General features: G+C 45.1%; 33 protein-coding genes and 1 pseudogene. 33 read left to right on the forward strand and 1 reads right to left on the reverse strand.

What is annotated here, in order from left to right; translation table 11 throughout:
- Window positions 1-10 precede the first annotated feature (10 nt).
- The 11 genes from hisB (at window position 11) to O3620_RS06445 (ending at window position 6,751) form a co-directional block, all read left to right on the forward strand.
- The gene (hisB, locus tag O3620_RS06395) at window positions 11-595 is read left to right on the forward strand and encodes an imidazoleglycerol-phosphate dehydratase HisB (protein ID WP_371601552.1); all 585 of its coding nucleotides are present in this window, start codon (window positions 11-13) and stop codon (window positions 593-595) included.
- 34 nt (window positions 596-629) lie between these two features.
- On the forward strand, window positions 630-1,253 hold the full coding sequence (gene hisH, locus O3620_RS06400) for an imidazole glycerol phosphate synthase subunit HisH (RefSeq protein WP_371601553.1): 624 nt from the start codon (window positions 630-632) through the stop codon (window positions 1,251-1,253).
- A complete protein-coding gene (gene hisA, locus O3620_RS06405) occupies window positions 1,231-1,953 on the forward strand; it encodes a 1-(5-phosphoribosyl)-5-[(5-phosphoribosylamino)methylideneamino]imidazole-4-carboxamide isomerase (protein WP_002918790.1) in 723 nt (240 codons plus the stop codon). The genes hisH and hisA overlap by 23 nt, the downstream gene beginning before the upstream one ends.
- 2 nt (window positions 1,954-1,955) lie before the next feature.
- The gene (gene hisF / locus O3620_RS06410; protein ID WP_002906295.1) at window positions 1,956-2,714 is read left to right on the forward strand and encodes an imidazole glycerol phosphate synthase subunit HisF; all 759 of its coding nucleotides are present in this window, start codon (window positions 1,956-1,958) and stop codon (window positions 2,712-2,714) included.
- Complete coding sequence (gene hisI, locus O3620_RS06415) at window positions 2,714-3,058, forward strand: phosphoribosyl-AMP cyclohydrolase (RefSeq protein WP_002917048.1); 345 nt, start codon at window positions 2,714-2,716, stop codon at window positions 3,056-3,058. The genes hisF and hisI overlap by 1 nt, the downstream gene beginning before the upstream one ends.
- Before the next feature lie 126 nt (window positions 3,059-3,184).
- Window positions 3,185-3,499, forward strand: coding sequence for a phosphoribosyl-ATP diphosphatase (gene hisE / locus O3620_RS06420; protein WP_002917049.1), 315 nt, complete (start codon window positions 3,185-3,187; stop codon window positions 3,497-3,499).
- Between the two features lie 33 nt (window positions 3,500-3,532).
- Entirely contained in the window at window positions 3,533-4,282 is a 750-nt protein-coding gene (locus O3620_RS06425) for a PHP domain-containing protein (RefSeq protein ID WP_002917050.1), read from the forward strand.
- 11 nt (window positions 4,283-4,293) lie between these two features.
- Window positions 4,294-4,764, forward strand: a complete 471-nt coding sequence (locus O3620_RS06430; protein ID WP_002917051.1) for a GNAT family N-acetyltransferase — start codon at window positions 4,294-4,296, stop codon at window positions 4,762-4,764.
- Between the two features lie 16 nt (window positions 4,765-4,780).
- Window positions 4,781-5,707, forward strand: coding sequence for a YafY family protein (locus O3620_RS06435; protein ID WP_002917052.1), 927 nt, complete (start codon window positions 4,781-4,783; stop codon window positions 5,705-5,707).
- Between the two features lie 83 nt (window positions 5,708-5,790).
- Window positions 5,791-6,156 (forward strand): hypothetical protein, encoded by a 366-nt coding sequence (locus tag O3620_RS06440; protein ID WP_002918793.1) that lies wholly within the window; start codon window positions 5,791-5,793, stop codon window positions 6,154-6,156.
- Window positions 6,157-6,352: 196 nt separating this feature from the next.
- Entirely contained in the window at window positions 6,353-6,751 is a 399-nt protein-coding gene (locus O3620_RS06445) for a hypothetical protein (protein ID WP_002918794.1), read from the forward strand.
- 73 nt (window positions 6,752-6,824) lie between these two features.
- Here the strand turns inward: O3620_RS06445 and O3620_RS06450 are convergent, their stop codons facing one another.
- The gene (locus O3620_RS06450) at window positions 6,825-6,995 is read right to left on the reverse strand and encodes a DUF3042 family protein (protein ID WP_002895160.1); all 171 of its coding nucleotides are present in this window, start codon (window positions 6,993-6,995) and stop codon (window positions 6,825-6,827) included.
- A gap of 82 nt (window positions 6,996-7,077) precedes the next feature.
- Here O3620_RS06450 and miaA point away from each other — a divergent pair, with 82 nt between their 5' ends.
- From miaA to O3620_RS06560, 22 genes and pseudogenes are all read left to right on the forward strand, one after another.
- Complete coding sequence (gene miaA / locus O3620_RS06455) at window positions 7,078-7,962, forward strand: tRNA (adenosine(37)-N6)-dimethylallyltransferase MiaA (RefSeq protein ID WP_002918795.1); 885 nt, start codon at window positions 7,078-7,080, stop codon at window positions 7,960-7,962.
- Between the two features lie 31 nt (window positions 7,963-7,993).
- On the forward strand, window positions 7,994-9,232 hold the full coding sequence (gene hflX / locus O3620_RS06460) for a GTPase HflX (RefSeq protein ID WP_002918796.1): 1,239 nt from the start codon (window positions 7,994-7,996) through the stop codon (window positions 9,230-9,232).
- Complete coding sequence (locus O3620_RS06465) at window positions 9,225-9,848, forward strand: cystathionine beta-lyase (protein ID WP_371601554.1); 624 nt, start codon at window positions 9,225-9,227, stop codon at window positions 9,846-9,848. The genes hflX and O3620_RS06465 overlap by 8 nt, the downstream gene beginning before the upstream one ends.
- A 10-nt stretch (window positions 9,849-9,858) precedes the next feature.
- Window positions 9,859-10,788 (forward strand): ribonuclease Z, encoded by a 930-nt coding sequence (gene rnz / locus O3620_RS06470; protein WP_002933361.1) that lies wholly within the window; start codon window positions 9,859-9,861, stop codon window positions 10,786-10,788.
- Entirely contained in the window at window positions 10,785-11,540 is a 756-nt protein-coding gene (locus O3620_RS06475) for an SDR family NAD(P)-dependent oxidoreductase (protein WP_371601555.1), read from the forward strand. Before rnz ends, O3620_RS06475 begins: the two co-directional genes overlap by 4 nt.
- 6 nt (window positions 11,541-11,546) lie before the next feature.
- The gene (locus O3620_RS06480; RefSeq protein WP_371601556.1) at window positions 11,547-12,266 is read left to right on the forward strand and encodes a class I SAM-dependent methyltransferase; all 720 of its coding nucleotides are present in this window, start codon (window positions 11,547-11,549) and stop codon (window positions 12,264-12,266) included.
- Between the two features lie 15 nt (window positions 12,267-12,281).
- Complete coding sequence (locus O3620_RS06485) at window positions 12,282-12,830, forward strand: hypothetical protein (RefSeq protein ID WP_004186478.1); 549 nt, start codon at window positions 12,282-12,284, stop codon at window positions 12,828-12,830.
- Window positions 12,831-13,255: 425 nt separating this feature from the next.
- On the forward strand, window positions 13,256-14,011 hold the full coding sequence (locus O3620_RS06490; RefSeq protein WP_268689496.1) for an acyltransferase family protein: 756 nt from the start codon (window positions 13,256-13,258) through the stop codon (window positions 14,009-14,011).
- A 95-nt stretch (window positions 14,012-14,106) separates the two neighbouring features.
- The gene (locus tag O3620_RS06495; protein WP_002918802.1) at window positions 14,107-14,697 is read left to right on the forward strand and encodes an HD domain-containing protein; all 591 of its coding nucleotides are present in this window, start codon (window positions 14,107-14,109) and stop codon (window positions 14,695-14,697) included.
- Between the two features lie 105 nt (window positions 14,698-14,802).
- Complete coding sequence (gene recJ, locus O3620_RS06500; RefSeq protein WP_161543634.1) at window positions 14,803-17,022, forward strand: single-stranded-DNA-specific exonuclease RecJ; 2,220 nt, start codon at window positions 14,803-14,805, stop codon at window positions 17,020-17,022.
- A gap of 46 nt (window positions 17,023-17,068) precedes the next feature.
- Complete coding sequence (locus O3620_RS06505) at window positions 17,069-17,596, forward strand: hypothetical protein (protein WP_161542996.1); 528 nt, start codon at window positions 17,069-17,071, stop codon at window positions 17,594-17,596.
- A gap of 196 nt (window positions 17,597-17,792) precedes the next feature.
- Window positions 17,793-18,305: an adenine phosphoribosyltransferase gene (locus tag O3620_RS06510; protein WP_002906315.1), complete on the forward strand. Its 513-nt coding sequence runs from the start codon at window positions 17,793-17,795 to the stop codon at window positions 18,303-18,305.
- A 147-nt stretch (window positions 18,306-18,452) separates the two neighbouring features.
- Window positions 18,453-19,394, forward strand: coding sequence for a homoserine O-succinyltransferase (metA, locus tag O3620_RS06515; protein ID WP_002930858.1), 942 nt, complete (start codon window positions 18,453-18,455; stop codon window positions 19,392-19,394).
- An 8-nt stretch (window positions 19,395-19,402) separates the two neighbouring features.
- Window positions 19,403-20,083 carry a DnaD domain-containing protein gene (locus tag O3620_RS06520; RefSeq protein ID WP_125347498.1) on the forward strand — a complete coding sequence of 227 codons (681 nt, stop codon included), beginning with the start codon at window positions 19,403-19,405 and terminating at the stop codon, window positions 20,081-20,083.
- A gap of 67 nt (window positions 20,084-20,150) precedes the next feature.
- Window positions 20,151-20,939 (forward strand): annotated as a pseudogene (yghU, locus tag O3620_RS06525) (glutathione-dependent disulfide-bond oxidoreductase).
- A gap of 141 nt (window positions 20,940-21,080) precedes the next feature.
- Window positions 21,081-21,770 carry a tRNA (adenine(22)-N(1))-methyltransferase TrmK gene (locus O3620_RS06530; protein ID WP_002900116.1) on the forward strand — a complete coding sequence of 230 codons (690 nt, stop codon included), beginning with the start codon at window positions 21,081-21,083 and terminating at the stop codon, window positions 21,768-21,770.
- Window positions 21,757-22,554, forward strand: coding sequence for a Nif3-like dinuclear metal center hexameric protein (locus tag O3620_RS06535; RefSeq protein WP_002900117.1), 798 nt, complete (start codon window positions 21,757-21,759; stop codon window positions 22,552-22,554). Before O3620_RS06530 ends, O3620_RS06535 begins: the two co-directional genes overlap by 14 nt.
- Before the next feature lie 11 nt (window positions 22,555-22,565).
- Window positions 22,566-23,660 (forward strand): FAD-binding oxidoreductase, encoded by a 1,095-nt coding sequence (locus tag O3620_RS06540; RefSeq protein ID WP_002903079.1) that lies wholly within the window; start codon window positions 22,566-22,568, stop codon window positions 23,658-23,660.
- A gap of 1 nt (window position 23,661) precedes the next feature.
- The gene (locus tag O3620_RS06545) at window positions 23,662-24,132 is read left to right on the forward strand and encodes an 8-oxo-dGTP diphosphatase (RefSeq protein ID WP_002917064.1); all 471 of its coding nucleotides are present in this window, start codon (window positions 23,662-23,664) and stop codon (window positions 24,130-24,132) included.
- Window positions 24,133-24,154: 22 nt separating this feature from the next.
- Complete coding sequence (gene tmpA / locus O3620_RS06550; protein ID WP_002917065.1) at window positions 24,155-24,979, forward strand: ZIP family manganese transporter TmpA; 825 nt, start codon at window positions 24,155-24,157, stop codon at window positions 24,977-24,979.
- Window positions 24,980-25,113: 134 nt separating this feature from the next.
- A complete protein-coding gene (rfbA, locus tag O3620_RS06555) occupies window positions 25,114-25,983 on the forward strand; it encodes a glucose-1-phosphate thymidylyltransferase RfbA (RefSeq protein WP_002897349.1) in 870 nt (289 codons plus the stop codon).
- Between the two features lie 4 nt (window positions 25,984-25,987).
- Complete coding sequence (locus O3620_RS06560) at window positions 25,988-26,581, forward strand: dTDP-4-dehydrorhamnose 3,5-epimerase family protein (RefSeq protein ID WP_023916387.1); 594 nt, start codon at window positions 25,988-25,990, stop codon at window positions 26,579-26,581.
- The last annotated feature ends 87 nt before the right edge of the window (window positions 26,582-26,668 follow it).

Consider the following 26,668-nt stretch of genomic DNA (forward strand, 5'->3'; position numbering starts at 1 on the left):
AGGAGTTGCCATGAGACAAGCTGAAATCAAGCGTAAAACACAGGAGACCGATATTGAACTGGCTGTCAATCTCGACCAACAGGAGCCAGTAGCTATCGAGACCGGTGTCGGATTCTTTGACCACATGCTGACCCTTTTTGCCCGCCACAGTCGGATTGCTCTGACGGTCAAGGCTGAAGGCGACCTATGGGTGGACAGCCACCATACGGTTGAGGATGTGGGCATCGTGCTGGGGCAGGCTCTGCGTCAGGCTTTGGGAGACAAGGCAGGCATCAATCGCTACGGTACTAGCTTTGTGCCTATGGATGAAACGCTAGGCATGGCCAGTCTGGACTTATCAGGCCGATCCTATCTGATCTTTGAGGCGGATTTTGACAATCCCAAGCTTGGGAATTTTGACACCGAGCTGGTGGAGGAATTTTTCCAAGCCCTAGCCTTTAATCTGCAGATGAATCTGCACCTGAAAATCCTTCATGGCAAGAACAGCCACCACAAGGCGGAAAGCCTCTTTAAAGCGACTGGACGAGCTCTGCGGGAGGCTATTACGATAAATCCAGAGATTCATGGAGTCAACTCCACCAAGGGCTTACTCTAGCTTGCCCTTCTGAGTGAAAGGAGTTGATGTAGAGATGATGATTGTTATTGATTATGACGCGGGAAATACTGCCAATGTCCTCCGCGCTCTGGCTCAGGTCGGAGTAGCAGCGCGTCTGTCAGCTGATCCGCAGGAAATTTCGGATGCAGATGGTTTGATTTTACCAGGAGTCGGTGCTTTTCCTGCGGCTATGCAGGAGTTGGAAAGGCGAGGGCTGGCCTCCGTTATCCAGCAGGCTGTGGCTGACGGCAAGCCTCTCTTGGGCATTTGCTTAGGCATGCAGCTCCTGCTGGAGTCTGGATTGGAGAATGGTCCAAGCTCTGGACTGGGCTTGATTCCCGGTGTTTGCCGCCGGATTCCGGACCAGGCTGGTCTGCCTGTGCCTCACATGGGCTGGAATGACTTACAGGTGCAGCAGTCGTCTGCTTTGACAGCTGATCTTGAGGGCCAGTCAGTCTATTTTGTCCATAGCTACTATACAGATGTTCCTGAGGAGTACTTGGATGTGACGGCTGATTATGGGCGACCTATCCCAGCCATGATTCACCGAGGAACGGTCTTTGGCTGTCAGTTTCACCCAGAAAAGTCCGGTGCTGTTGGCCTCGGTATCCTAGAGAAGTTTAAGGAGTGTGTCTATGAAAATACTGCCCGCTATTGATATCAAAGACGGCCAGGCCGTCCGCCTTTTTAAAGGGGATTTTAGCCAGAAGACGGTGGTCAATCCCGATGTCTTGGAGCAAGCTCAAGTTTTCAAAGAAGCCGGGGTTACCATGATTCATGTGGTTGACTTAGACGGGGCATTAGAAGGTCGGGCGGCCAATCGGGATTTGATTGCCCGAATTAAGTCGGAGACTGGTCTAGCTATCCAAGTAGGGGGCGGCATTCGCAGTCTGGAACAGATTGAAGATTATCTAGCGGTCGGCATTGACCGTGTCATTATTGGCTCTATGGCTGTTAAGAATCCTGATTTTGTTAAGGAAGCGCTGGATCGCTTTGGAAGCAGCAAAATCGTGATTGGCATTGATGCGAAAGCAGGGCTGGTTGCGACAGAGGGTTGGCTGGAAACCAGCAATCAGGACTATATCAGCCTAGCATTGGCCATGGAAAAAATCGGCGTCCGTCTCTTTGTCTATACGGATGTGGACCGAGACGGGACTCTGACTGGCCCCAATATCCAGCATTATCAAAAATTGCTGGCAGCTCTCAAGCATGCTCAAGTCATTGCCTCTGGCGGCATTCAGTCAGCAGAGGATTTGGAAGAGCTGAAAAAGCTGGGCTTGGCTGGTGCCATTGTGGGCAAGGCCTATTACAGTGGACGAGTTAGCCTAGAGCAGATCAAGGAAGCAGAAAGGGGCTAGCCATGCTAAAAAAACGAATCATTCCCTGTCTAGATGTCAAGGACGGCCGGGTGGTCAAGGGCATCAACTTTGTCAATCTGACTGATGTGGGCGATCCAGTTGATGCTGCCAAGGCCTACTATGAAGCCGGCTGTGATGAGTTGGTCTTTCTGGATATCACCGCCACCCATGAGGAGCGAGACACGACGGTCGAGATGGTCCGGCGCGTGGCGGAGCAGGTTTTCATTCCCTTTACCGTTGGGGGTGGCATTCGTACGGTTGAAGACATGAAGCGGATGCTGCAGGCTGGGGCGGATAAGGTTGCAGTTAATTCCTCAGCTTTGGCAAATCCTCAGCTTTTAGCTGACTGCGCTGAGAAATTCGGCAGCCAATGTGTGGTGCTGGCCGTAGATGCTAAGAAAGAAGCGGATGGCAGCTGGCATGTCTATCTGGCTGGCGGCCGCAAGGACAGCGGTCGCGACCTGTTAGACTGGGTTCAAGAAGCTGTCAGTCTTGGAGCGGGGGAAATTCTTTTGACCAGTATGGACAAGGACGGGACCAAGTCTGGTTTTGACTTGCCAATGCTGGAAGCCGTCTCCCAAGTGGTCTCCGTTCCTATCATCGCCTCTGGTGGTGCTGGCAGTAGCCAGCATATCCTAGAAGTTTTTGAAAAGACTGCAGCGACAGGTGCTTTAGCAGCTTCGATTTTCCATTATGGTCAAGTCTCCATCGCAGAGACCAAAAAAGCCATGCAGGCAGCTGGATTGGAGGTGCGCATCTGATGACAGAAGTGAAGTTAGATTTTCAAAAGCAAGGCGGTCTTATACCTGCCATTATCCTAGACCACACCAGCAAAGAAGTACTCATGCTGGCCTATCTCAATGAAGAAGCCTACCAGCTGACCCGCGCCAGCGGTCAGATGTGGTACTGGAGCCGGTCACGTCAGGAGCTTTGGCATAAGGGAGCCACCAGCGGCCACTACCAGACTGTCAAAAAAATCACAGCTGATTGCGACCAAGATACCCTGCTGATCGAGGTAGACCAGCTGGGAGCAGCCTGCCACACCGGTGCCAAATCCTGCTTTTTCCATACAATCTGGGATGAACAAGACAGCAAAACTGACTAAAAGCTCCCTTGCTTTAGTACTTGGTAAATGCAAAAATAAAAGTAAGAAGTTAGTATCGAGCTTCCGGCCTGCTATTGGAAAGAATTGCTTTTTATAGTAAAATAAAGACAGTAACAAGGAGATACTATGCTAGAAACTCTCTATCAAGAAGCCCTCAAACGCAAAAAAGAGCCCAAGGAAGGCTCCTATACCAGCTATCTCTATGACAAGGGGCTGGACAAGATTCTCAAAAAAGTCGGTGAAGAAGCGACTGAAGTGGTCATTGCGGCTAAAAATGATGATAAGAACGAGATGGCCAATGAGACAGCTGATCTGCTCTACCATCTGGCGGTCGCTCTCGTTGAGACTGGTGTCAGCCTGGAAAAGGTAGAGGCCGTTCTCCAAGCTCGTCAGGGCAAGCAAAGCCGGATTCATGATCGACCTGAAATTGACCATTACTAAAGTGACACAAAATTTGTAGAAAGGCGGTTCAGCATGCGCGACAACCATCTTCATACCTATTTTTCCTATGATTCTGAGGCAGATTTCTGTGACTATCTGGACCATTACGAGGGCGAGATTGTCACCACTGAGCACTATGATTTGTCCAATCCCTACCCCTACGAAGCTGCCTCGCCCCACGATGATGTGCCTGACTATGTGGCCTATTCAGCAAAAATAGCAGAGCTGAACCAGCAATATGGCAACCGCATCAAAAAGGGCATTGAAATTGGCTATTACGCTCCGCGTAAAGACGATATCCTAGCTTTCCTAGCGGACAAGGATTACGACCTGAAACTATTGTCTGTCCACCACAATGGCAGTTTTGACTATCTGGAAGAACCCGTCCTACAGCTGGACAAGATGGAGCTGATTCCCTCCTACCTTAGAGAGTTGGAAGAGGCTATCGAGGCTGTGCCGGCAGATGTACTAGCTCACTTTGACTATGGTTTTCGCAAATTTGCGCTTACCGTAGAGGAGTTAAAATTTTTTGAACCAGAGCTGCGACAGCTTTTTCAAAAGATGATTGACCATGGTCTGGCCTTTGAGCTCAACTGCAAGTCCATGTACCTCTATGGACACGAGGAACTCTATATCTCTGCTCTCTCTCTAGTCAAGGAGCTGGGCGGTCAGCGCTTTTCAGTAGGATCAGACGGCCACAAGCTGGAGCATTTTAGATTACAATTTGATCGAGTCGCCAAAATCTTAGTAGAGGCCGGCATAGGTGAAGAGCAGTTGATCTAGAAGGAGAAATCATGACTGAGATTAGGTCCTTAAAATCAGAGGAAATCCCGCTCTTAGAGGAATTTCTTTACCAAGCTATTTTCATACCCCAAGGTCTAGCGCCGCTGCCCAGAAGTATCTTGAAGGAGCCAGAACTTGAGATGTATATCAAGGATTTTGGTCAGCAGCCAGATGATTGGGCTTTAGCAGTAGAAGTGAACGGCCGGCTGGTCGGAGCTGTTTGGGTTCGCATCATGAAAGATTATGGCTATTATGACGACCGGACGCCCTCTCTGTCTATTTCATTTCTGACTGACTTCAGAGGCCAAGGACTAGGTCAGCAGTTGATGACGGCCATGCTGGACTTGCTCAAGGCCAAAGACTACCCAAGTGTCTCCCTATCCGTTTCCAAAGACAATCCCGCCGTTGGCTTTTATCAAAGACTGGGCTTTGTCATTGTTGTGGAAAGGGAAGATGATTATTTGATGTTGTGCCGATTGTAATAAGAAAAGAAAACTCATGAAACTAGAACGATTAATTTATATTCTGCTAGCCCTTTTGAATAAGAGACAGATAACAGCTAAAGAAATTGCTGAACGTTTTGAAATATCTACCCGCACAGTATATCGAGATATGGATACGCTCAGCTTAGCTGGAATCCCTATTTACTCTGAACGTGGAGATAAGGGTGGTTTTTATATACCAGATGACTACAAGATGGACAGCAGTTTTTTCACAGAAGAAGAAAAGCAGTTTATCATCAATATGAGCCAAAATGTTGGCAAAATTGTTGGCCGTCCGAGTTTTGACAATATTGAGCATAAGCTTACTTCTCAAGAGGCGGCCGATAAGGTTAATCCTTTTTACTTCGATCTTACTTCGTGGTCTCTCAATACAAATTATTTACTTGAGATTGAACAGGCTATACAAACTGGGAAGAAAATTTCCTTTTCCTACTATTCTAAAAAACAAGAACAAAGCCAGCGAACGATTCTTCCTTATCGTCTGATTTTTAAACTAAATGCTTGGTATGTTATCGGCTATTGCTTAGACAAGTTAGATTTTCGTTTTTTCAAACTCAGCAGGATTCGTGATTTGCAGTCAGTAGAAGAGGCTGTCGATGTTGGAGATTACCCACTTTTATCTCAAGAAAAGTTAGAGCTTTTTTTAAATCCATCCAAAGATAAAGTTGAGGGCAGTAAAGAAGAAGTAGATCTAATTTTCACAGAATCTGCGCTTCCAAAAATTTATGACCACTTCACAGAAGAAGAAATCACTCTTGAGCAAACCAGAATAAAGGTCCATGCTTTCAGAGCATTGACATCGGACTTTTTCGAATTGATTTTAAGTTTTGCTCATCAAGTAAAAGTCATATCGCCAAAAGAACTGCAGGATAAATTAATTCATACTCTTCAAAAAAATCTTCAGCAATATGACAGACTGTAGTCATATTGCTTTTTGTATAATCTTAAATGGCTTCAAGATCTCATTGTTTGAGTGCTTGCCTAAATTATTTTTGGAGGTTCCAAATGGATACAAGAACATTAGCAGAAAGCTATTTTACCGCAGTCAATAAAGGCGGATGGGAGGATTTCGTAGCTGAAAACTTTAATTATGGAATGTGCGACAGTCAGGAAATCAGGCGAGGTCGTGATGTTTATCTGCAAGGTGCAGGTCAATTCTATGCTTTAAGTCAGCATCTTGAAGTGAAGAAGTTATTGGTAGAGGGACGAGAAGCAACAGCTTTAAATCGCTATCGCCTGCAGTCACCACAAGGAAATCAACTAGAGTTGGATGTGGCGGAATTTTTAAAATTTGATGAATCAGACAAATTAATTGCATCCACTATTTACTTTGATACTCATCGTTTCCAAGAGTTTATGCAAGGGAAATAGGCATGTAGAAAAGTCACCGATGGTGGCTTTTTTCAGTAACCAATGACTTCTACAAATGCTTTATCGTATTATTTGTAAGTTTTCTTGCCAAGTGGTAAAATAAAGCCGAAATAAAATATGTTCTCCTAGAGCAATCTAATCAATTAGCAACAATGAATTTGACTGTTCTTCGTAGTCATTTAAAGGAGTTGATTTTATGACTAATGCTAGGCGAGCGGTGCTAGCGCTGAGCTTGGGTGTTTTGTTATTGCTAGCAGTGGGAAATCTACTGCAGGTTCATTTTTGGAGAATGATCATTTTGCTAGGTCTATTCTTTTTTGCGGAAGTATTTATCATCTGGTACTCTGGAAGTAAGTCTAAGTCGCAGATTAATGGCAGGCAAAGCCTTGAACTCTTCTGGCTTTATATCAAACGCTTGAAAATCTTTTATGTCACAATTGTGTGTCTTGCGATTCCTTTCGTTTCCTTGTCTTCCAAGCCTGCTTTCGATTTGTTTTTTGTGCTTGAGTTGTTAGTATTCTTGCTCTTAAGCAATTATATCTTTAGCTCTCATGGCATTCAACCGTCCAAGAAAGAAAGAGCTTTTAAAGTCTAATAGCTTTGATTACTGTTTTTTCAAAAAATAAAAAGCCTGGATTTTTCCAGGCTTTTTAGTGACATGTGCAGGCTTAGTGTGCTACACGTTTGCGAGCTGCTTTTTTACGGTTTTCTTCGATGAAAGCCGCTTTTTGTTCTTCAGGTTCGATGACTTTTTTCTTAACTGCATATACTGCGCCTGCCACAGCAGCAACAGTAGCTGCAACTCCTGTAAGAACGCCTTTTCCAAATCCTTTAGCCATGTGATTTCTCCTTTTCTGAACTTTTATTATTTATGTTATAATTAATAGTAACGAAAAATCAAAATTTTTTCAAGGAAAAAAGATGAAAACCAAGATAATTGTGATAGTGGGGCCTACGGCGGTCGGAAAAACAGCTCTGAGTATTGAAGTAGCCAAGCGCTTCAATGGCCAAATCATCAGCGGTGACAGCCAGCAAGTCTATCGTGGCTTGGATATTGGCACGGCCAAGATTCGTCCTGAAGAGCAGGAGGGCATTCCCCATCATCTGCTGGATGTGCGGGAGGTCGGAGAAAACTACTCTGCCTATGATTTTGTGACTGAGGCAGCTCAGGCTATTCGTGAGATTGCGGCTCAAGATCAGCTTCCCATCATTTGCGGTGGCACAGGGCTCTATATCCAGAGCTTGCTCGAGGGATATCATCTGGGTGGCACTGTCCCTCACGAGGAGATTCTGGCCTATCGGGCACAGCTGGACAGTTGGTCAGATGAGGATTTGTTTGAAAAAATAGCAGAGCTGGGTATCGAGATTCCTCAGATAAATCGACGCAGGGCGATGAGGGCACTGGAGATTGCTCAGTTAGGCGGGCAACTAGAAAACAGCCAGCCAGATTATGAAGCTTTGTTGATTTGTCTAGATGATGAGCGGGAGCGACTTTATGAGCGAATCAATCAGCGAGTAGACCTGATGATAGAATCTGGACTTTTGGAAGAAGCCCGCTGGCTGTTTGAGAAAGCTCCTACCAATCAAGCCAGCAAGGGGATTGGCTACAAGGAACTTTTCCCCTACTTTGAAGGTCAGATGAGCCTGGAAGAGGCGGTGGACAAGCTCAAGCAGAATACCCGTCGTTTCGCCAAGCGCCAGCTAACTTGGTTTCGCAACCGGATGTCCGTGACCTTTTATCAGGTGGGAAATCCAGACTATAAAAATCAGGTTATGGAGGACATCAGGAAGTTTTTGGACAAGTAGCTGGCTGACCAAGTCTTAGTAAGGATATGAGATGATAGAAACAGAGAAAAAAACAGAGCGAGTCTTTCTGGTCGGTGTGGAACTAGCAGACACGGAGAATTTTGACCTATCTATGGAGGAGCTGCAAAGTCTGGCTAAGACTGCAGGGGCTGAGGTAGTCGGCTCCTATAGCCAGAAGCGGGAAAAGTATGACAGCAAGACCTTTGTCGGTTCTGGCAAGTTAGAAGAGATCCGGCAGCTGGTTGATGCCGAGGAGATTTCGACCGTCATTGTCAATAACCGTCTGACACCTCGGCAAAATGTCAATCTGGAGGAAAGCTTGGGCGTCAAGGTCATTGACCGTATGCAGCTGATTTTGGATATTTTTGCCATGAGAGCTAGGAGTCATGAGGGCAAGCTACAGGTGCATCTGGCCCAGCTTAAGTATCTGCTTCCTCGCTTGGTTGGCCAGGGTATTATGCTCAGCCGTCAGGCAGGTGGAATAGGCTCTCGCGGTCCTGGTGAAAGCCAGCTGGAGCTCAATCGACGCAGTGTCCGCAATCAGATTCATGATATTGAGCGCCAGCTCAAAGCAGTGGAGAAAAATCGGGCTACTGTTCGTGAAAAACGGCTGGAATCCAGTATTTTCAAAATCGGCCTCATTGGCTATACCAATGCTGGAAAGTCCACTATTATGAACTGCTTGACCAGCAAGAGCCAGTATGAGGCAGACGAGCTTTTTGCGACGCTGGATGCCACGACCAAGAACATCAACCTCAGTGGCCAGCTCAATGTCACTCTGACAGACACAGTTGGCTTCATTCAGGATTTGCCTACAGAGCTAGTATCCAGCTTTAAGTCCACACTGGAAGAGAGTAAAAATGTCGATTTGCTGGTCCATGTTATTGACGCCAGCGATCCTCATCATGAGGAGCATGAAAAGACCGTTCTGGACATCATGAAAGAGCTGGACATGCTGGATATTCCCCGGCTGACTCTTTATAACAAAGCGGACAAGGCGGAGCATTTCACTCCGACCTTGACTCCTTATTCTTTGATTTCGGCTAAGGCGCACAATAGCAGGGCTCTTTTGCAGCAAGTCCTGCTGGAGCGGATGAAAGAGCTCTTTTTGCCTTTTACCATCAAGGTAGCACCGGCTAAAGCTTACAAGATTCATGATTTAGAGAAAGTCGCAATTATGAGGAACCGAGAATACATAGACGATGTCGAAACCATTTCAGGTTGGATTGCCGAGAAAAACAAATGGAAACTGGAAGAATTTTATGACTGATTATATTGACCTGGCCCTGAAATACGGCGGTTTTACAAGCCTAGACAGGGTCTACTTAGAGCAAGTATTGGCTGGCCTGACAGAGGAACAGAAGCGTAGCTTTATCACTCCGCCACCCAGCGTTATCAATGCTTACTTTGCTGAGCTTTATCAAAAGAAAAGTCCAGAAGCCGCGACAGCCTATTTTCTAGAAATCAGTCAGGCGCTGGACTTGTGGAATCCGGAGCCTAGCTTTGTAGAATGTAAACCTTTTGTCCGACTCAATCTTTCTGGCAAGTCCTATGGATTTTGCTATGAGAGCGAGGAAGTCGGCTTGGTCTTCCCTGAAAAGCTAGAGCCGGTAACAGCTGACTTACTCTTTGAAATCGCGCAAGTCTTTCCACAGTACTTGGTCTACGAAGAAGCTGGGAGAATAAAAATGGTGCCTCTCAAAGCTGAGTCTCAAGTCGTGGAATGTAAGCAACTGACTGCCTTGACCGATTGGCAGCAGCTTGCGGATGGCAGCCAAAGAGTTCTTGGCTATAATCAAGATGAAGTCAGTCAGCTGGCTCAGTCTTATGCTGGCAGAAAATACTATCACTCGCAGAATCGTTCTGCCATTATTTATATCATTTAGAAAGAAAAACATGCAATTACAATTTTTAGGAACCGGAGCCGGTCAGCCATCAAAGGCTCGCAATGTGTCCAGTCTAGTCCTCAAGCTTTTGGAGGAAATCAATGAAGTTTGGATGTTTGACTGCGGTGAGGGAACCCAGCACAAGATCTTGGAGACGACGATTAAACCGCGCAAAATCAGCAAGATTTTCATCACGCATCTGCATGGCGACCATATTTTTGGCTTGCCGGGCTTTCTATCCAGTCGTTCTTTTCAGGCTAATGAAGAGCAGACGGACCTAGAGATTTTTGGTCCCAAAGGCATTAAGAACTTTGTCCTGTCTAGTCTGCGCGTGTCTGGTTCTCGTCTGCCTTATCGGATTGATTTTCATGAATTTGATGAAGATAGTCTGGGCAAGATTCTTGAAACGGACAAGTTCACAGTTTATGCGGATAAGCTGGATCACACAATTTTCTGTGTGGGCTATCGGGTGATGCAGAAAGATTTGGAAGGAACGCTAGATGCGGACAAGTTGCGGGCAGTGGGCGTTCCCTTTGGCCCCCTCTTTGGTAAAGTCAAAAATGGTCAGGATATCGTCCTAGAAGATGGTACCAAAATCATCGCAGCCGACTATATCTCAGCTCCTCGTCCGGGCAAAACTATTGCTATTCTGGGTGATACTCGGAAGACTGCTGCCAGCGTCCGTCTGGCAGTGGCAGCAGATGTGCTGGTCCATGAAGCGACCTATGGCAAGGGAGATGAAAAACTTGCCCGTAATCACGGTCATTCTACCAATATGCAAGCCGCAGAAGTAGCCAAGGAAGCTGGTGCTAAGCGCCTCCTGCTCAATCATATCAGTGCTCGCTTTTTGGCCAAGGACATCAGCCAAATGCGTCGCGATGCAAGTGCTGTCTTTGAAAAGGTTCATGTGGTCAAAGACTTGGAAGAGGTGGAGATATGAGAACCATCATCATCACAGGGGCTAGCGGTGGACTGGCCCAGGAAATAGTTAAGCTCTTGCCTCATGACCGACTGATTTTGGTCGGAAGGAGCAAGGCTAAGCTGGAAAAACTATATGGAGAAAGGGAAAATCTTGACTTAGTGGAGCTGGATATCACAGACAGCTCAGCTTTGGAAAACTTTGCTGAGCGGATTGACAGCCAGTATGGCCACGTAGATGTCCTAGTCAATAACGCTGGCTATGGGATTTTTGAAGAATTTGACAAAATCACCTTTAGCGATATCGAGGCCATGTTTGAGGTCAATACCTTTGCCCTGATGAACCTATCCCGTATCTTTGGGACTCGGATGAAGCAGGCAGGTCAAGGACATATCGTCAATATCGTTAGTATGGCCGGCCTCATTGCCAGTAGCAAGTCCAGTCTTTACTCAGCGACCAAGTTTGCAGCGATTGGTTTTTCCAATGCCCTGCGTTTGGAACTCCTGCCTTTTGGGGTTTATGTCACGACGGTGAACCCAGGTCCTATTAAAACTTCCTTTTTCGATCAAGCGGATCCTGATGGTTCCTATGTAAAAGCAGTCGACAAGTATATCCTTGAGCCTGACTTTGTAGCGAGCAAAATTGTCAGCTCCTTTGGCAAAAAGAAGCGGGAAATTAATCTACCTGGGATTCTCAATCTAGCGCACAAGCTTTATACCCTTTTTCCAAGAATTGCTGACAAGATGGCAGCCAATATGTTTAACTATAAGTGAGGTTTTATGACAGCTAATCTACAAGCGTACAAGGCTCATCTGCAGGCTCCTTGGGGCAAGCTTCAGTATGATATTGTTTTTGCCTTTCTAGAGTCGCTGAAGGGTCAGCAAATCTTGGATTTCGGCAGTGGTTTTGGAATTGTAGCTGATTTTCTAGCGGAAAAGAACGAAGTGACCGCCATCGAGCCTAGTTCAGAAATGATTGCCGAGCGCAAGCAGGACTTTTTCTATGAGCAATTGCAAGGCAGCTTGGATCTTCTGCAAAAATTACCTGACCAGTCTTTTGATGTCATCGTATGTCATAATGTCTTAGAGTATGTATCTGACCCTGCTCTTTATTTAGCAGAATTTTCCCGCCTCTTAAAAAAGGACGGCAAAATTTCTCTGGTTAAGCATCACGAGGTTGGACGCATTATGCATACAGTGGTTTTTGAAAATGACCCAGAAAAGGCCCAGCAGCTTTTGGCGGGTCAGGAATATCAAACTCACAGCATGGGAGCTGCAAAGGTCTATCAGATCCAAGATGTGATTTCAGGTCTCCCATTAGAAGTTGAAGATTATCAAGGACTACGGATTTTTTACGGCTTGCAAGCCAATGACTACAAAACTGCCCCTGACTGGGCTCAAAAGATGTTTGAGATGGAGCTGGCTGTCTGCAACCAATCTCCTTATCGAGACATCGCTGCCTTTCAGCATGTTTGGCTAAGGAAGGATCGAGAGATTTAAAATGAGAGGATTTACATGAAATTTTTAAAGAAACAAAAGGATTATTATGCTTTATGTTACATTTATAATTGGTTGGTTTTACTAATAGGTCCTCCCTTGAGTTTTTTTGCCTTAATTCTACTTGCTTTTGGTTTTGGTCAAGCATTTAGTACAGGTCAAACTTCTTCTTTAGAGTCGGGTATACTATTAGGTTTTCTTTTTTTAGTTTTGATTGGTATTTATGGGATTTTTTACCTTGTAATGTGGTTTAAATCACTAAGAAACTCGTTGAAAACGGGAAAATCATCTTTTTTTGCAGCTCCAATTAGTTTAATAATGACGATGATATATCAGCTGCCTGTTTTTATTCTTATCTGCAAGGGGTTTAACTTACTTAGTCAATACAGATCAGAAATATTTCTAGGTCAACTTTACTCTGTGTTGACATTTTCTCTTTATCTCTATTGCCAGTATGGGAGAAAAGGAAAGAAAAGCAATAAAATTCTATATCTTTCCCAAGTTATTAATTTTTTACTAGTTTTTCTTCTAACATATCGAGTTTACTATCCTATATTTTTAAAATAATCTAGTTTGCAGATCTTTTAATAGAAAGTAGTAAGAAAGGCAGATTGTCGTCTTTCAGATTGTTTGCCTAGTCAAGACCTAAATCGAATGAAAAAGTATTCATTTACATCTTAAACAACCCCCGTAAGGAGAAAGCTTGATGCAAAGGAGAGAAGTCATAGAGTCAGAGCAGCCAGTCAATTATGCCCTGCTCAGCCTTTTTCAATATATCGCTTCCGTTTTGGTAATTCTGATCCATTGCCAGAGACTTTTTGAACATGAAGCCCTGCATTTTGTTCAAAAGAGTATGTTTGGTCGAATGGCAGTGCCGTTTTTTTTAATTTCTTCAGCCTATTTTTTTCCGAGTACGCTGGAAGCGAGAGCACGGTTCTACGAAACTGACTCTGTATATCAAAGGCATTTTAAAGGTCTATTGCTTTTGGAGCTTGGTCTATCTTCCCTATGCTTTGACTTATTTCCAATCATTGCATTTGCCCCTCTACCTAGCTCCGCTGGCTATTCTAGCAGCGCTCTTCTACATCGGAATGAGCTACCAGCTCTGGTATATTCCTGCCTTTCTCTTAGGTTTGCTGCTGGTCCATTTTTTGTATAGGAAGTTGGGTCCCAAGAAAACATTTGGCATTTTACTGGTTCTCTATGCCTTAGGTGCTATTGAGACATATCACGCCTACCTGGCGCCCAGCCTGCTGACGGACTGGTACGATGCTTATGCCAAGCTCTTTTTCACCAGCAGGAATGGTCTCTTCTATTCGCCCATTTTTATCTATTTAGGCTACTTTCTAGCTGATTACGGGCAGATAGCCTTATTTCAGAAAAAACGCTGGCTGTCTCTTCTGTTGGCAAGTCTTTTCCTAGTGGGCGAAGGAGTGCTGGTTTACATCAGGCAGGGACTGGATAAAAACTTTTTCTTTGCTCTCATTCCCTTTACGCTCTTCTTATTCAATTGGCTGTTAAAAACTCAGTGGAAGCGTGAAAAAAACTGGCGACATTTAAAAGATCTAAGTATTCTTTATTTCTTCCTCCATCCTATCTTTATTGAGTTATCTTTCTTTCTGCTCAAATCCCAGCAGCTGACCAAATGGGAAAATGGCCGTTGGACTTTCCTTCTGACAATTATCCTGACCCACCTGACATCAGAGTTGGTGATTCGATGGCAAGGGAAAAAAACAGAAAAGAAGTGAAAGTTTAGTTTTTTTGAAGATGATCATATAGAGCGTTAAGAGCAACTATCAATTTTGAATAGAATTAACTATAAAATATTTCAAAGGAGTTCTACATGCTTGAACGTCTACAGCAGCAGTTAGCTTTTACCAATGAGCTGGAAAAACTGAAAGCCACTCATCGCAACAATCGGACCTTGGACGCTTATCGTTTTGAGAATTCTGCTGAGCATAGTTGGCAGGGGGCGCTCATGGCGCTAGTTTTTCGAGAATATATCCCCGAAGAGGTCAATCTGGAAAAGGTCATGTCTATGTTACTAATTCATGATTTGGGCGAAATATATGCTGGCGATACTTTTATCTTTGACGATGCAGGCAAGAGCGATTCTTACGATAGAGAGCTTGAGTCCTTGAAAATCAGTTTGGATAGGCTGCCACTAGATCAGCAGGATTCCTTTTTAGAGCTTTGGCAGGAATTTGAAACCGGCATTAGCATAGAGGCTAAATATGCCCGAGTGCTGGACGCTCTGGTTCCTTTGCTCAATCACTTGGAAGTCGCTCAGCCCCACGACAACCCTCATGGCCTGACTAAGTCGCAGGTTGTTGCGAAAAAATCCTTTATACAAGAAACCTCTGAAACTCTTTGGGAATTAGCCCAGGAAGTTATTGATAAAAGTGTTGCTAAGGGACTTTACCTGGATGAATGAGGCTGAGGAACTTGCTCGCAGATAGAAAGTTTGAGACTGGTTGAACCAGTCTTTTCATGTTATAATATTCAGACAAGATTGAACGGAGAAAATGTATCACTCATCATGATTAGCTCAAAATACGACTGGCAGTTTGCCACAAATTTTACAGACGAAAAATTTTTAAAAGAGGCCAAGAAAGCCGGATTGGAACCCGCCGCTGCCAGTCTTCTTTACCAAAGAGGTGTGCAGACTGAAGAGGCTTTACAGGAATTTTTGGAGCCTAGTTTAGACCAGCTTCACGACCCTTATGACCTGCGTGATATGGAGCGGGCAGTGGAGCGCATTCGCGCAGCGATTGAGAATTACGAGCAGATTTTGATCTATGGCGATTATGACGCTGATGGGATGACTTCGGCATCGATTGTCAAGGAAGCCTTGGAGCAGTTGGGGGCTGAGTGTCAGGTTTACTTGCCTAATCGCTTTACGGACGGCTATGGTCCTAATAGCAGTGTTTACAAGTATTTTATTGAAAATCAAGGCATCTCGCTCATTATTACAGTAGATAATGGTGTTGCGGGACTTGAAGCTATCGATCTAGCCCAGTCTCTGGGCGTGGATGTTATCGTGACGGATCACCACTCCATGCCTGAGGAGATGCCAAACGCTTATGCGATTGTCCATCCGGAACATAGCGGAGCGGATTATCCTTTCAAGCATCTGGCTGGTTGCGGGGTGGCATTTAAGCTGGCAACAGCCCTGTTGGAAGAAGTACAAGTCGAACTTTTGGACTTAGTTGCTATTGGTACCATTGCTGATATGGTCAGTCTGACGGGAGAAAATCGGATTTTGGTCAAATACGGCCTTTCCGTCCTCAAAAATACCCAGCGAATAGGACTTCAGGAACTCTTCAAAATCGCTGGCATTCAGCCTGACGAACTGGACGAAGAAACAGTTGGCTTCCAGCTTGCCCCCCGACTCAATGCCTTGGGACGACTGGATGACCCCAATCCAGCGGTTGAGCTTTTGACAGGCTTTGACGACGAAGAAGCTCGTGACATTGCGCTTATGATCAATCAGAAAAATGATGAACGCAAGGAAATTGTCCAGCAGATTTATGAAGAAGCACAAACCATGCTGGACCCTAAGAGACCAGTACAGGTGCTGGCCAAGGAAGGCTGGAATCCTGGTGTGCTAGGGATTGTCGCTGGGCGCTTGCTGGAAGAGCTGCACCAGCCAGTCATAGTGCTTAATATCGAGGATGGCATCGCTAAGGGCAGCGCCCGTAGTATTGAAGCGGTCAACATCTTTGAGGCTTTGGACAGCCACCGTGACCTCTTTGTTGCCTTTGGTGGTCATGCTGGAGCAGCTGGAATGACTCTCGAAGCAGACAAGCTGACGGAGCTTGCTGATATCTTGACAGCATACATCTTAGACAATGATTTGGATTTGACTGGCAAAACTGCTCTGTATTTAGATGAGGAGCTGCATCTGCCAGAACTGACCCTTGATACACTCAAAAGCTTTGAAAAACTGGCGCCTTTTGGTATGGACAATAAGAAGCCGCTTTTTTACCTCAAGGACTTTAAAGTGGACAATGCTCGGACTATGGGGGCTGGCAACAGTCATCTCAAGCTGAAAATTTCTCAGGAAGATGCTGCTTTTGAAGTAGTAGCTTTTGGGCAAGGAAACCTGGCGACAGAATTTGCCCAAACCAAGAATCTGGAGCTGGCTGTCAGCCTCTCTGTCAATAAATGGAATGGACAGACCAGTCTCCAGCTCATGCTGGTAGATGCCCGTGTGGACGGTGTTCAGCTTTTCAATATCCGCAGCAAAAATGCGACGCTGCCTGACAAGGTTCCTGTCTTGCGTTTCACAGAGGAGTTTCCAGATTTGACAAATAACAGAGCAGTTGTGGTTTATGACCTGCCTGATGATTTGCAAGACTTGAAGAAGATTCTTCAGTCTCAGGATTTTGAAGCGATTTACTTTAAGAATGAGATTGCTAAACCTTACTATCTGACTGGTTATGGCAACCGTGAGCAGTTTGCCAAACTCTACAAGACTATCTATCAGTTCCCCGAGTTTGATGTACGCTATAAGCTCAAGGACCTAGCAGCTTACCTGAAAATTGATCCTATTCTCTTGGTCAAAATGATTCAGATTTTTGAAGAACTGGGCTTTGTCAGCATTACCGAAGGCGTCATGAAGGTTAATAAAGAAGCAGAAAAGAAAGAAATTGACAGCAGTCACATTTACCAAGACCTCAAGCGCCTAGTCAAGGAACAAGAACTCATGGCACTGGGCACCGTACAAGAGATTTATGATTATTTGATGGAGAGATGAGATGGTACCAGACTAAGCCAAAGTCTTGCAAAGGAGAACATTTTAGATGAATGAAATTATCCTGAGTTTTAAACCAGAATTTTTTAAAGCTTTGCTAACAGGAAAAAAGCATTTCGAATATCGTTCAAGGATTCCTGAAAAAGAAACGGTAGCTTATTTATATCTTTCCTCACCCGCTAAGATGATTGTCGGAAAAATGGTTTTAGGTCAGCGTAATAAGATCCAAGATTTTTTAGAAAATTCAGATTTAGAAAATAGTAGTCGTCCATATTTGGAAAACCATTTGCAAGCAGGTGCTAAGTATTTTTCTCCAATTTACTCCCTATCTCTTCTTGACTCGCCTATATCATTAAATCAAGCTAAAGAATTATCGCCAAGATTTAACGCTCCTCAGGGGTATAGCTATGTGACAAATTATAAAGAATTGCATAATTTTCTTGAAAACTCTGTATTTTCAACATTTGAGATTAATCCATCTAATGTTTTGGACTTATTAGGCTTATTTACGAAGGATATTGTAAAAAATTATGAACAAGAAATAGCAACACCACTTTATTTAGAGCTATACATCTGATTTTGACTTGTCTAGAAAAAACGATTTTAAAGATTAACCAACTCAATCCAGGCCTCAATATGATGGTCTATAAATGACTCAGACATGATTTTTTAGATTAAATAATAGATACCAATAAAAAGTAAGTTTTCTGTTACCATTTGGATGAAAAAGTGATATAATAGAGAGTAAAAATTTTTTTGAAAGAAAGTATATCATGAATTTAAAAGACTACATTGCAACAATCGAAAATTATCCAAAGGAAGGCGTGACATTCCGTGATATCAGCCCGCTGATGGCAGATGGAAATGCATATAGCTACGCTGTTCGTGAGATTGTTCAGTATGCGACAGACAAGAAGATTGACATGATTGTTGGACCGGAAGCTCGTGGCTTTATCGTGGGCTGTCCTGTTGCCTTTGAGTTAGGAATCGGCTTTGCTCCAGTCCGCAAGCCTGGCAAGCTTCCTCGTGAAGTTATCTCAGCCGACTATGAAAAAGAGTATGGTATGGATACCCTGACCATGCATGCGGATGCTATCAAGCCAGGTCAGCGCGTTCTAATCGTAGATGATCTTCTTGCGACTGGTGGTACAGTGAAGGCAACAATTGAGATGATCGAGCGCCTTGGCGGTGTCGTGGCTGGCTGCGCCTTCCTTATTGAGCTGGATGAGCTCAAGGGTCGCGAAGTTATCGGTGATTACGACTACAAGGTTCTGATGCACTATTAATACATAGTTTCTAGCTATATCTAGTTAGAGAAAAAGTATAATTGAAAACTATATCTCCTTTCAGTATAATGAAAGTACATTGGATAAACAAAGAATAGGCTGGAAAAGTATTTCCAAGCCTTTCTAACGATTGAAGGAGATATTTTCATGCCAATTAAGATTGATAAGAAACTTCCAGCTGTTGACATTTTAAGTTCTGAGAATATCTTTGTCATGGATGACGATAGGGCGGACCATCAGGATATCCGCCCTCTGAATATTCTGGTACTCAATCTCATGCCCCAGAAAATGGTGACGGAGACTCAGATACTGCGCCACTTAGCTAATACTCCGCTGCAGTTGACTATTGACTTCCTCTACATGAGCTCTCATCAGTCTAAAACGACACGTGCAGAGCATATGGAGACTTTCTATAAGACTTTTGATGAGGTTAAAAATCGCTATTTTGATGGCTTGATTATCACTGGTGCACCGGTAGAGCATCTGCCTTTTGAAGCGGTCGACTATTGGGAAGAGTTCCAGCAGGTGATTGAATGGTCCAAGACCCATGTCTTTTCGACTCTGCATATCTGCTGGGGGGCTCAGGCTGGACTTTACGCTCGCTACGGCGTGGACAAGCACCAGATGACGCGCAAATTATCGGGTGTCTATAGCCAGTCAGCTGACAGCAGCAATCTGCTTTTTCGTGGCTTTGACGATGAGTTTTATGCGCCGCATTCCCGTCATACTGAAGTTCTGAAGGAAGATATTGTCAATCTGACCAATCTGGAAATTCTCTCGTATGGAGAGGATACGGGCCTATCTGTGCTGGCTAGCCGAGACTTGCGAGAGGTGTATAGCTTCGGTCACATGGAATACGACCGCGATACTCTATCCAAGGAGTATTTCCGCGATTTGAAGGCAGGAAAGAACCCACATATTCCAGAGAATTATTTCAAAAACGATGATGTCCATGCGACACCGGCCTTGCGTTGGAGTTCGGCCGCGGCACTCTTTTTCAGCAATTGGGTCAATTATGCTGTCTATCAGGAGACACCTTTCGACTGGGAGAGCCCTGAAAATGATGTATCGTTTTTTGCTTATCTATAAGAGGTGACATGACTTATTTATCAGCTTTTAAATCGGGCAATCTTGTAATCCCGAGTGCCCTTCTTTTGCATTTTAAGGACATCTTTGATTCCAGCGATGATTTTTTGGTCTGGCAGTTTTTCTATCTGCAAAATACGACTTCTCTGGAAGAGCTGGCGCCTAGTCAGATTGCGGAGCATATTGGTAAGACTCTGTCAGAAGTTAATCGCTCTATGTCCCATCTGACGGAGAAAGGTCTCTTGCAGTATAAGACCATTGAGCTGAATGGAGAGACAGAGGTTATCTTTGATGCTTCGCCGGCTTTGGAAAAGCTGGATGAACTGCTGGCAGCTAAAAGCGGTCAGCAGATTGTGGCAAAGGCGCCTCAAAATGTTTTGAAAGACTTGGTGGAGACCTTCCAGCAGGAGCTGGGCCGTCTCCTGACACCCTTTGAAATTGAGGACTTGACCAAGACTGTCCAAGACGACAAAACCAATCCTGACTTGGTCAAGGCTGCCCTTCGTGAGGCTGTGTTTAATGGCAAGGCCAACTGGAAGTATATTCAGGCTATCTTGCGTAATTGGCGCAAGGAAGGCATCACTACGCTTGCTCAGGTAGAAGTCAAACGGGAAGAACGTGAAGCAGCTAATCCTCAAAATGTGACCGTTTCAGATGATTTCCTCAATGCCATGAATTTGTGGAAGGACTGACTTTATTTGATTTACAGTGGCCTGTTAGATATGACAGGCCCTTGGTTTTATAAAAAAGGAGAAAAGTATGATGTATCAATTGCCAAAAGTCTGGTCTGCTGCGGACAGCAACCAAGGGAAATTTTCAGGTATTAATCAGCCTACTGCTGGCGCGCGCTTTGAGCAGAAGCTTCCTGTCGGTAAAGAGCCTTTTCAGCTTTATTCACTTGGGACTCCTAATGGGGTCAAGGTGACGATTATGCTAGAGGAACTACTTGCAGCAGGTGTGACAGAGGCTGCCTATGACCTCTATAAGATCAGCATCATGGACGGCGACCAATTTGGCTCAGATTTTGTGAAAATCAATCCCAACTCCAAGATTCCGGCCTTGTTGGACCAGTCAGCTGATAAGCCGATTCCTGTCTTCGAGTCAGCCAATATCCTGCTCTATCTGGCAGAGAAGTTTGAAAAGCTGATTCCGTCAGAATTGGCTAGTCGGACTAAGGTGCTCAACTGGCTCTTCTGGCAGACAGGCGCGGCGCCCTTCTTGGGAGGAGGATTTGGTCATTTCTTTAATTATGCACCAGAAAAACTATAATATCCTATCAACCGCTTCACGATGGAAGCCAAACGACAGCTGGATTTATTGGGCAAAGAATTAGCAAAGAAAGCTTATATCGCTGGAGATGACTACAGTATTGCTGATATTGCTATCTGGTCTTGGTATGGGCAGTTGGTGCAGGATAAGCTCTATCCAGGCGCAGCTGAGTTCTTGGATGCCACCTACTACAAACACCTATCTGCTTGGGCGGAGAAGATTGCAGCTCGTTCGGCAGTCCAGCGCGGTTTAGCTGCCGAGTATCAGGAAATTAAATAAATAAGTGTCGGGTGGGAACATCCCATCACCAAGTGGCGAGACAAAATCGGCTTATTAACAGGCTGATTTTTTCTCCGCTGCTTTTTTTATACCCTTAAAAATGATATACTGAATAGAAGAATGTTTAGAAAAGAGTAAGCAATGCAAAAAAAGACTATTTCCCAGCGCTTGGAGCGAGTGGCTGCTTTTGTGCCGGATGGGGCAAAGTTGCTGGATGTTGGGAGCGATCACGCCTATCTGCCTATTTACCTGATTCAGGAAGGACGGATTGAGAAGGCTCTGGCTGGAGAAGTGGTAGAGGGGCCTTTTCAGTCTGCCCAGAAAAATGTGGCAGAGCATGGGCTGACGGAGCAGATTGAGGTTCGTCTTGCCAATGGTCTGGCGGCTTTTGAAGCGGAAGATCAGATTGACACCATCGTTATAGCTGGCATGGGTGGTCGCTTGATTTCAGAGATTTTGGAAAATGGCAGAGCTAAGCTTGGAGCTATTTCCCGCTTGATTTTGCAGCCTAATAACCGAGAGGATGAGCTTCGCAGCTGGCTGGTATCTAGCGGCTTTCGCTTGCTGGCTGAGGATATCTTAGAAGAGGCTGGTAAGTTTTACGAAATCCTAGTGGCAGAAGCCGGCCAGCAAACTTTGACAGAGCAAGAAAAACGCTTCGGGCCTTTCCTGCTAAAAAAGCAATCGTCTGTTTTTCAGTTAAGATGGCAGAAAGAACTGAAGAAACTTGAAGGAGCTCTAGCCCATATCCCAGAAAAGAATCAGCTGGAACGCTCTGCTATGTCCCAAAAAATCGAAAATATCAAGGAGGTGCTCCATGTTAGCAAGTGAAATCATCACCCGATATGAAGCCTATTGCCCGCAAGAACTGTCCATGGAGGGCGACTTTTCAGGTCTGCAAATCGGAACTTTGGACAAAGAAGTTGACAAGGTTCTAGTGGCTCTGGATATTCGCGAGCAGACGGTGGCGGAGGCTATTGAGGCAGGTGCTGGACTGATTATCGTTAAGCATGCGCCTATCTTTCGCCCGCTCAAGGACCTAGTGGCAGATAAGGCTCAAAATCAGATGATTTTAGACCTTATCAAGCATGATATTGCTGTCTATGTCAGCCATACGAATATCGATGTCGTGGAGGACGGGCTTAATGATTGGTTCTGCCAGCTTTTAGAGATTGAGGAGACAAGTTATCTTAGTCAGACGGGGCCAGATTACGGTATTGGCCGCGTGGGGAAGATTGCTCCTCAGACTTTTGGGGATTTTGCGGCTAAGGTCAAGGAAACTTTTGGACTAGATAGTTTGCGTCTGATTACTTATGATGAAACAGATCTCGAACGCATGATTGAGCATGTGGCTATTTGTGGTGGCAGCGGTCAGTCCTTTTATCCGGAAGCTATTGCCAAGGGAGCGCAGGTCTACATTACAGGTGATATTTACTATCATACAGCTCAGGAAATGCTGACAGAGGGGCTTTTGGCGCTGGATCCTGGACACCATATCGAGGTTCTTTTTACGGAAAAATTGAAAGAAAAATTTGAACTTTGGAAGACAGAAGAGGGATGGGAGATTGAGATTCTGGCTAGTCAGGCTTGGACCAATCCTTTCCGGCATATTTGAGAGGGAGCGACATGAAAAAAGTAGCAGTGATTGGAGCTGGGATTGTTGGCTCAACAGCCGCTTACTATCTATCCAAATCCCCAGATGTGGAAGTGACTGTCTTTGATGATGGCAAGGGGCAGGCAACCAAGGCAGCCGCAGGCATTATCAGTCCTTGGTTTTCCAAGCGTCGCAACAAAGCTTGGTACAGGATGGCGCGTCTGGGCGCTGATTTTTATCAGGATTTAATTGCGGATTTGAAAGCTGCTGGTATCCAGACAGACTTTTACCAACAGACAGGAGTTTATCTGCTGAAAAAAGACGAGAGCAAGCTACAGGAACTTTATGATTTGGCTGCTAATCGTCGTGAAGAGTCGCCCTTAATAGGGGACTTGAGTCTTCTCAGCCGTCAGGAAGCTCAGGAGAAATTTCCAGACTTGCAAGGCTTTGAGCGACTTCTCTATGCTTCCGGCGGTGCCCATGTGGAGGGAGCACTCTTGACGGAGACGCTTCTGAAAGCTAGCAAGGCAGAGTTGGTTGAGAAAAAGGCAAGCTTGACAGTAGATGGAGAGCAACTTCTTGTGGACGGACACGACTTTGACTGTGTCATCTTAGCTGTGGGTGCTTGGATAGGAGAAATCTTGCAGCCACTGGGCTATAAGACAGATGTTCGGCCGCAAAAGGGACAGCTACGTGATTTTAAACTGGCTGAGCAGACGGATGGCTACCCAGTTGTTATGCCTGAGGGCGAGCTGGATATCATTCCCTTTCTGGCAGGCAAGGTCAGTGTTGGTGCCAGTCATGAAAATGATCAGGGCTTTGATTTGACAGTTGATAAGACGGTATTGAATCAGTTGCAGCAAGAAGCGGAAACTTATTTGCCGAGGCTGTCTAAAGCAGAGATTCTAGGCGAACGCGTGGGAACACGGGCTTATACCAGCGACTTTGCTCCATTCTTTGGAGCTGTTCCAAACTTGTCGAATGTTTACGCTGCCAGCGGATTAGGCTCTTCTGGTCTGACAACTGGCCCGCTTATCGGACGCCAATTGGCCCAGATGGCTTTAGGAGAAGCAGGGCTGCTGAATCCAGCTGACTATCCAATTGAACGGTATGTGAAGAAGGTTTGATATGACAGAAACTATTTTGAATTGGGTCAATATTTGTGTAAAAAAAGATGAAGAAATCCTACTGCTTAATCGCCAGCATGATAACTTTAAAGGGTGGATACAACCAGGCGGGAAGGTGGAGTTTCCAGAATCTTTTTTCGAAGCTGCAAGGCGCGAATTAAAAGAAGAAACGGGGCTGACTGCTCTAAACTTGGAATTGAAAGGGATTTCAGGCTTCACCAATCCAAGTAAAAAAGAACGGTATGTGTATTACGATTTTCTTTGTACTGCATTTGAAGGGCACGTCAGGGGAAACGATCATGAAGGGGAGCCCAAATGGTGGAAGATTTCTGAACTTGACCAAATAGATATGCAGGACGACATACGTGAACGTTTGCCTCTCTACTGGCGGAAAGGCTCTTTCGAGCGGATTCATTACTGGAATGAGGAAGAACACTGTATCGGGGAAACCAAGATGATTTTGTATGATTGATTTTAGAGAATAAGGAGAAGTTATGGATTGGTTACGATCGCAGCCTGTAGTTATGCAGGCATTCTTGGCGGGGCTTTTTACATGGGGATGTACCATTGTGGGCTCGGCTGTTGTATTTTTCTTTAAACAAGTCAGTCGCAAGCTGCTGGATATTATGATGGGATTTGCGGCAGGCGTCATGATTGCGGCTTCCTTTTGGTCGCTTCTGGCACCGTCGATTGAATATGCGGAAGTTTCTTATGGCAAGCTATCCTGGCTGCCTGCAGCGATTGGTTTTTTAGTGGGAGGTTTTTTCCTACGTTTGATTGATGCGGTGGTGCCTCACTTGCACTTGAGCAAAGACATTTCGGAGGCTGAGAGTGTTCCTGAGCATAGCCGAAAGAAGCTGTCTAAGACGGCTCTGCTCTTTTTAGCCATTACCATTCACAATTTTCCAGAAGGTTTGGCAGTCGGAGTAGCCTTTGGTGCTTTGGCCGCCAATCCTAGTCCGGAAGCCTTTGTCGGTGCGATTGGGCTAGCTTTGGGAATTGGCCTGCAGAACGTCCCAGAAGGAGCGGCTCTGTCCATTCCGATTAGGACGGACGGCAAGTCTCGGCTTAAAGCCTTTTACTGGGGTTCCATGTCTGCGATTGTAGAGCCAATTGGGGCTGTTCTAGGGGCAGTTGCTGTTATGGCCATGACGGCTATTCTGCCCTATGCCCTATCCTTTGCGGCGGGTGCTATGATTTTCGTGGTGGTAGAGGAGCTGATACCGGATTCGCAGACCAATGGCAATACAGATGTAGCGACTTTAGGTCTCATGGTGGGCTTTGTTCTCATGATGGTTTTGGATGTGGCTTTGGGGTGATAGCAACTTGGAATCAAATAGCGGAAGAAAGCGGAATTTCCGCTATTTTTCTTTTATTTAAGGGTAGTGAAAAGGATGACATCCGCTTTCAAAAATGGTAGAATAAGGAGAATACATTAAGAGAGGAAACTCATATGAAAGGCATTATTCTTGCAGGTGGTTCTGGTACTCGTTTGTACCCATTGACCCGCGCTGCGTCAAAACAGCTCATGCCGGTTTATGACAAACCCATGATTTATTATCCACTGTCAACTCTTATGCTGGCTGGTATCAAGGACATCTTGATTATTTCCACTCCGACGGATTTGCCTCGTTTTGAGGATCTGCTGGGTGATGGCTCTGAGTTTGGTATCAAGCTCTCTTATGCAGAGCAGCCAAGTCCGGACGGGCTGGCACAAGCCTTTATCATTGGGGCCGATTTCATTGGAGATGACCGCGTGGCGCTGATTCTTGGGGATAATATTTACCATGGACCTGGTCTAAGTAAAATGCTCCAAAATGCTGCGGCTAAGGAAAAAGGAGCAACTGTTTTTGGCTATCATGTCAAGGATCCAGAACGCTTTGGTGTTGTAGAATTTGATGAGAATATGAATGCTATCTCCATCGAAGAAAAACCAGAACAGCCGCGCTCTAACTATGCAGTGACAGGACTGTACTTCTACGATAACGATGTTGTAGAAATTGCCAAGAACATCAAACCAAGTCCTCGCGGAGAACTGGAAATCACTGATGTTAACAAGGCTTACTTGGATCGTGGCGATTTGTCTGTTGAGCTTATGGGACGTGGTTTTGCCTGGTTGGATACAGGAACTCACGAAAGTCTCTTAGAAGCTGCTCAATATATCGAAACAGTTCAGCGGATGCAGAACGTTCAGGTGGCAAATCTAGAAGAAATTGCCTATCGTATGGGCTATATCACTAAAGAGCAAGTGCATGAATTGGCGCAGCCATTGAAAAAGAATGAGTATGGCCACTATCTCTTGCGCTTGATTGGAGAAGAATAAGAAGATGACGGAACAATTTTTTGATAAGGAATTAGCAGCGCGTGAGGTTCCTGGAATTCCTGGAATGCTGGAGTTTGATATCCCTGTTCGTGGGGACAATCGAGGCTGGTTTAAGGAGAATTTCCAAAAGGAAAAAATGCTGCCGCTAGGCTTTCCTGAAAGCTTCTTTGCAGAAGGAAAACTGCAAAATAATGTCAGCTTTTCTCGTAAAAATGTCCTGCGTGGTCTTCATGCAGAGCCCTGGGACAAGTACATCTCAGTCGCAGATGATGGTAAGGTGTTGGGAACTTGGGTAGACCTGCGTGAAGGTGAGACTTTTGGCAATACCTACCAGACAGTAATTGATGCCAGCAAGGGGATTTTTGTGCCGCGTGGTGTAGCCAACGGCTTCCAAGTCCTTTCTGACAAGGTTTCTTATAGCTATCTGGTGAATGACTACTGGGCTTTGGAACTCAAACCGAAGTATGCCTTTGTCAACTATGCAGACCCAGCTTTAGGCATCCAGTGGGAAAACTTAGAAGCAGCAGAAGTCTCAGAAGCAGACAAGAACCATCCACTACTTAAGGATGTTAAACCTCTAAGAAAAGAAGATTTGTAAGAAGAATTCTTTTCTGATTCATTAATCGATACTGAAATATATAATTAAGCTCAGCTCCTATCCGAGCAAAGCGAGTGGAAGAAATGA

The organism is Streptococcus sp. 27098_8_134, from assembly GCF_041431675.1.
Classification (GTDB): Bacteria; Bacillota; Bacilli; order Lactobacillales; family Streptococcaceae; genus Streptococcus; species Streptococcus sanguinis_R.